The organism is Micromonospora sp. M51, assembly GCF_018070305.1.
Taxonomy (GTDB): domain Bacteria; phylum Actinomycetota; class Actinomycetes; order Mycobacteriales; family Micromonosporaceae; genus Micromonospora; species Micromonospora parva.
Window position 1 is genome coordinate 1 of record NZ_JAGPXZ010000669.1, and the last position, 3,442, is coordinate 3,442.

Annotated in this window: 5 protein-coding genes; all 5 read right to left on the bottom strand. The window is 73.9% G+C overall.

The features are described from left to right. Positions 1 to 160 (bottom strand): ATP-binding cassette domain-containing protein (locus tag KBX53_RS26730; RefSeq protein ID WP_210862289.1); only part of this gene is annotated, 160 nt, incomplete at its 3' end. A 118-nt stretch (positions 161 to 278) separates the two neighbouring features. After that, positions 279 to 1,229, bottom strand: a complete 951-nt coding sequence (locus KBX53_RS26735; protein ID WP_030329121.1) for a 4-(cytidine 5'-diphospho)-2-C-methyl-D-erythritol kinase — start codon at positions 1,227 to 1,229, stop codon at positions 279 to 281. Continuing rightward, positions 1,226 to 1,810 (bottom strand): Uma2 family endonuclease, encoded by a 585-nt coding sequence (locus KBX53_RS26740; protein ID WP_309140858.1) that lies wholly within the window; start codon positions 1,808 to 1,810, stop codon positions 1,226 to 1,228. The genes KBX53_RS26735 and KBX53_RS26740 overlap by 4 nt, the downstream gene beginning before the upstream one ends. A gap of 32 nt (positions 1,811 to 1,842) precedes the next feature. Continuing rightward, complete coding sequence (gene rsmA, locus KBX53_RS26745; RefSeq protein WP_030329126.1) at positions 1,843 to 2,712, bottom strand: 16S rRNA (adenine(1518)-N(6)/adenine(1519)-N(6))-dimethyltransferase RsmA; 870 nt, start codon at positions 2,710 to 2,712, stop codon at positions 1,843 to 1,845. A 46-nt stretch (positions 2,713 to 2,758) separates the two neighbouring features. Then, on the bottom strand, positions 2,759 to 3,442 hold a 684-nt coding region (locus KBX53_RS26750; protein WP_210862288.1), incomplete at its 5' end, for a TatD family hydrolase.

Genomic DNA, 3,442 nt, shown 5'->3' on the forward strand with positions numbered 1-3,442 from the left:
TGACGGCGAGCATCCGCAGCAGAGTGGTCTTGCCGGCGCCGTTGAGGCCGACCACGCCGATCCGGTCGGCGTCGTCCAGGCCGAGCGAGACGTCCGTGAGCAGCCGCCCGGCGGCGCCGTACCCCTTGGACACCCGGTCCAGATTGACGATGTTCGCCACGTTCCACCCTTCAATGTCAAGACGTCCCGGTGCCGGCGGGCACCTGGACGCCTCTCCCCAGGGTACGCGGACGCCCCGAAGGCCCGCGCCGCGTGCCAGCCGCTCGCGGGACGCGTGGTCAGCTGATCCGGGCGCCGGCGACCGGACCGTGCGCGACCCGTGCCTGCCGGCAGACGCCAGCGGTGGTCAGCTCGGCGGCGATCCGCTCCGCGCTGGCCGCGTCGGCGGCGAGGAACACGCAGGTCGGGCCGGAGCCGGAGACGATGCCGGTGAGCGCACCGGCCGCCTCGCCGGCCTTGAGGGTGTCGGCCAGCGTCGGGCGCATGGCCAGTGCGGCGTCCTGCAGGTCGTTGCCGAGCGTCCGGGCGAGCACCCGTGGGTCCCTCTGACGCAACGCGCCCAGCAGGGCGTCGGTGCTGCCCAGCGGGGCCCCGGCGGCACCGGAGTCGCGCAGCCGGTCCAGTTCCCGGTACGCGGCCGGGGTGGACAGGCCGCCGTCGGCGATCGCCACCACCCAGTGCCACGTGGTGGGGCGGACCAGCACCGGGCTGACCGCCTCGCCCCGGCCGGTGCCCAGCGCGGTGCCGCCGTAGATCAGGAACGGCACGTCGGAGCCGAGGTCGGCGGCGATGCCGGCCAGCTCGTCGCGGGACAGCCCGGTGCCCCAGAGCGCGTCGCAGGCCACCAGCGCGGCGGCCGCGTCGGCGCTGCCACCGGCCAGGCCACCGGCGAGCGGGATCTGCTTGCGCAGGTGCAGGCGGGCGTGCGGCAGCACACCCGCGTACCCGGCGAGGGCGTGCGCGGCACGGATGATCAGGTTGGTGTCGTCCAGGGCCAGCTCGCCGGTGCCCTCGCCCTCCATGGTCAACGCCAACGTGTCGCCGCGCCGGGCGGTCAGCTCGTCGTAGATGGAGATGGCGTGGTAGACCGTGTTCAGCTCGTGGTAGCCGTCCCGGCGCAGCGGGCCCACCCCGAGGTGCAGGTTGACCTTCGCGGGCACCCGCACCCGCACCGGGCCGGCGGCCCCACGTCGCTCGTCCTCGTCGTCCGGTCGCCAGGCCTCGGTCACGGGGTGATGTCCCGCAGGTGCAGGCGGATGTCGAACGGCTTGGCCACGATCAGCTCCTCGGCGGAGTCGGCGGCCAGCTCGTACCGGCCGCCGACCAGTTCGTACGCGTACACGTGCAGCGGGTCCTGCTCGATCCGCCAGTAGTGCGGGATGCCGGCGTCCGCGTAGTCGGCCGGCTTCTCCAGCCGGTCCCGACGACGGGTCCCGGGCGAGACGACTTCGACGGCGAGCACAACTTGATCAGCCTCGAAGTAGTGGTGGTCGGCCGCCACCGGACGCCGCAGCAGGACGACGTCGGGTTCGAGAGTGTTCCGATAGTTGATCGCCACCCCGACGGCGGTGGCCGGCGTCAACTCGGCCGGAGCGTGCTGCCGCAGCCACATCCACAACAGGTTGCCGATGTTCTGCTGGCCAAAGGTCGGGGAAGGGAGCACGACGAGGACGCCGTCACGTAGCTCGACGCGGGGGGCGTCGTCGGGCAGGGCCAGCACGTCCTCGATGGTGTGGTTGGCCAGCCGCTGCCGGACGGGATCCGGACTCCACATCCCGTGGGCGGTGGGCGCGATCGGCTGCGCGGTCACTCGTACACCTCCTCGGCGGGCACGGCGTCAGCCTACTTCGCGGCCGGCGTACCGACCGGAGCCGACGCGGCGATGGCAGCGAACTGCTCGACGGTCAGCGACTCCCCACGGGCGCCGGGGTCGACGCCGGCCGCGGTGAGCGCCGCGGCGGCCCGGTCCGGGCCACCGGCCCAGCCGGCCAACGCGGCCCGCAGCGTCTTGCGGCGCTGCGCGAACGCCGCGTCCACCACGGCGAAGACCCGCTCCCGGGGTACGTCGGCGCGGGGCGGCTGGTGACAGGTGAAAGCGACCAGGCCGGAGTCGACGTTGGGCACCGGCCAGAACACGTTCGGCGGCACCTTGCCGGCACCGCGGGCCTGGGCGTACCAGGCGAGCTTCACCGACGGAATGCCGTACACCTTGGAGCCGGGACCGGCGACGAGCCGGTCGGCGACCTCCTTCTGCACCATCACCAGGCCGTGCCGCAGGGTGGGCAGCACGGCGAGCAGGTGCAGCACCACGGGCACCGCGACGTTGTAGGGCAGGTTCGCCACCAACGCGGTCGGCGGCGGGTCGGCCAGCTCGGCGGCGGTGATGCGCAGCGCGTCCGCGCGGTGCACGGTGAGCCGGGCGGCATCGGCCCCGGCGTGCCGCGCGACGGTCTCCGGCAGCGCCCCGGCGAGCACCGGGTCGATCTCCACGGCGTGCACGTGCCCGGCGATCGGCAGCAGCCCCAGGGTCAGCGAGCCGAGCCCGGGCCCCACCTCCAGTGCCACGTCGTCGGGGGTCAGGCCGGCGGCGGTGACGATCCGACGCACCGTGTTCGGGTCGTGCACGAAGTTCTGGCCGAGCTTCTTGGTGGGCGCGACGCCCAGCCGGGCGGCGAGTTCCCGGATCTCCGCCGGGCCGAGGAGACCGGTCATGGCTGGCAGCGTAGCGACGGGGTCGGTGCCGACCGTCGGGCCGGGCTCACCACGGGCCGAAGACCCGGTCGCCGGTGGCGGAGATGGCCGCGCACAGCTCGTCCAGGTCGCTGCCGGTGGTCGCGGCGAGCGCCCGGACGGTGAGCGGAATCAGGTACGACGCGTTCGGCCGGCCGCGGTACGGCATCGGGGTGAGGTACGGCGCGTCGGTCTCCACGAGCATCTGGTCCACCGGGGTGAGCGCGGCGGCCTCGCGCAGCGCCGTCGCGCTGCCGAAGGTGACGGTGCCGGCGAAGCTCAGCAGATAGCCGCGGCGGACACACTCGCGGGCGAAGTCGGCGTCGCCGGAGAAGCAGTGCAGCACCACCCGGTCCGGGGCGCCCTCGTCGTCGAGGATCCGCAGCACGTCGGCGTGCGCGTCCCGGTCGTGGATGACCAACGTCTTGTCGTACCGCTTGGCGATGGCGATGTGCGCCCGGAAACTCTCCTCCTGCGCGACCCGCCCCTCGTCGCCGGTGCGGAAGAAGTCCATTCCGGTCTCGCCGATCCCCCGGACCCGATCGCGGGCGGCGAGTGACTCGATCTCCCGCAACGCCTCGTCGAGGTCACTGAGCCGGGGCGCCTCGTTGGGGTGCAGCGCCACGGTGGCCAGCACGGCGGGATACCGGTCGGCGGTGTCCGCGCCCCACCGGGAGGAGGCGACGTCCACGCCCACCTGGACCAGCCGGTC

Bases quoted from the DNA above. Each gene is read 5' to 3' on its own strand.
- rsmA (WP_030329126.1), bottom strand. From the start codon at position 2,712: ATGACCGGTCTCCTCGGCCCGGCGGAGATCCGGGAACTCGCCGCCCGG.